Below are 2,023 nucleotides of genomic sequence, written 5' to 3' on the forward strand. Positions count from 1 at the left end.
AGGCTCTGGAAGACGCTCTTCGCCGACAATCCGCTTCGTTCGCCTTTGCAGAGCCCACGGGAATAGGCAAGTACGTCGCTCAGTTAGCGGTTACGGCAGAGACCTCTTCCCAGGCGCTGGCCATGCCGTACAGGCGCAGTTCCTTGAGTTCGGCGGTGATGTCACGCATGGCTCACCTCCTGGCGCAGACGGTCGTACCGGTGCGGGTCCGCCACCGGCGCCTCTTCGACGGTTAGTGCTGATTCGACCTGCGGTGGCGGCGGCACCGCTTTCAGCCGGTGGAGCACGTTCTCGATGTGCTCGGAACTCGGGGTGCCGGATTCGAGCACCAGTTCGACGGCAACCAGAACGGCGTCGAGACCATGGTTCGGCACAGCCGCGAGTACCTGGGCCATGATCCGGTCGCCGCCTTCACGCGTGAGCAACAGGCCACGCAGTTTCTGCATCGGTGCCGGCAGCAGGTCGGCAAACGGTGCACCGTTGCGTAACGCGCCGGGTTTGCGCTCGATCAGCGGAATGTAGTGTTGCCAGTCATAGCGGGTTTCCATCCGGCTGAAACTACGCAGGTGACTGGCGACCACCGCATCGTGAGCGACAAGGTCAATCCGTTCCGGATAGACCCGGATGCCGACCATCTGCCCGACCCATTCGCACGGGGCCGAGTAGCGATTTCGATCAAAGGTGACCAGGCAGGTGCTCGATACCTTGCCGAGGGTTTCGACGTAGCCGTCAAACGGGACAATCATCGGCATCAGGTGCGGCTGTTCCTGTTCGAGCATTTCAGCGAGCGACAGGTCGTACTCGGGGTGGCGCAGTTCCCGCCACAAGGCCCGGCAGCGGGCCAGCAGCCACAGGTTCAGTTCGGTGAAGCTGCCGAAGCGTTCCTGAGCGGCGTCTTGCCAGATCCGCCGCCGCGTGTCCTGAACGTTCTTCTCGACAACACCCTTCTCCCATCCGGACGCCACGTTACAGAAATCCGGATCGAACAGGTAGTGCGAGGCCATCGCGGCGAAGCGCGTGTTGACGACCCGGGCCTTGCCTTTCTTGACCTTGTCTACCGCCGTCTTCATGTTGTCGTAAATGCCACGGCGCGGTATGCCACCCAACGCGGCAAAGGCCCGGCTGTGGGCATCGAACCGCATTTCGTGGCTTTGCGCCGGGTACGCCTGCACGACGAACGTCTTGCTGTAGCAGAGCTTCAGGTGCGCCACGGTCAGCTTCCGCCAGACGCCGCCGATGACCAGATGCTCTTCGCTCCAGTCGAACTGGTGTGCTTCGCCAGGGGCAAACTGCAAGGGCACAAACGCTTTGGTGACGGCAACACCTCTACTTTGTCGCCATTTGCGGATGAACTCGGTGACCCGGCTGTAGTGGCCGTCAAAGCCCTGGCGCTTCAACTCGGCATGAAGCTTCAAGGCGGTTCGCCGGTCTTTGACCGGACGGCGTGCGTCCATTTCGAGCATCTTGATCAGACGCTCGGCAAACGGCGCGATCTTGGTCTCGCCGATCTTCCTGCGGTAGTTCGGTTCAGCGCCTTCCGGCGCCTTCAGCCACTTCCGGATCGTCTTCCGCGTCAGGCCCGTCCGCCGCTCGATATCCGACAGATTCAGCCCGTCACGGTAATGCAGTCTTCGTACTTTCCCCAACAAATTCATGGTGATCATCTCCTCGGTTTCCCCGCTCCTAAACGGAGCGAAGGAGGTTAATCACCCTGGGTAATTTTCAGCGCGCAGATAGCTCGAAATCCGGGTACTTTTCAGTGCGCGTCAACATGCAAAGCGACTGCAGTCGAAATTTTTCGCAATGACTGACGACGAGCTATTGGCGATAGTTGATTCTAGGTAATTGATCTGTGGGGGTCTTTGTGGGGGGGGCTTTTTGAGAATAGACACCCTAATCGGCATAGGGGGCAGCCCTTATAGGCAGCGCCGCTGCCACACCACCCGGCATGCGGGTCCGCACCGGGCGGTTCGAGAAGTTGAGGTCATGAGAGACGAGGAACTCCGAGTCGATCAAAGTAGGC

At 60.4% G+C, this 2,023-nt stretch carries 1 protein-coding gene; it reads right to left on the reverse strand.

Translation table 11 applies throughout. The features are described 5' to 3' along the window. Positions 1-161: 161 nt before the first annotated feature. Complete coding sequence (istA, locus tag BO74_RS20965; RefSeq protein ID WP_496445325.1) at positions 162-1,655, reverse strand: IS21 family transposase; 1,494 nt, start codon at positions 1,653-1,655, stop codon at positions 162-164. Positions 1,656-2,023 lie beyond the last annotated feature (368 nt).

Source organism: Propionivibrio pelophilus DSM 12018 (assembly GCF_059569095.1).

Coding starts and splice junctions, on each gene's coding strand:
- istA (WP_496445325.1), bottom strand. CDS start 1,655: ATGAATTTGTTGGGGAAAGTACGAAGACTGCATTACCGTGACGGGCTG.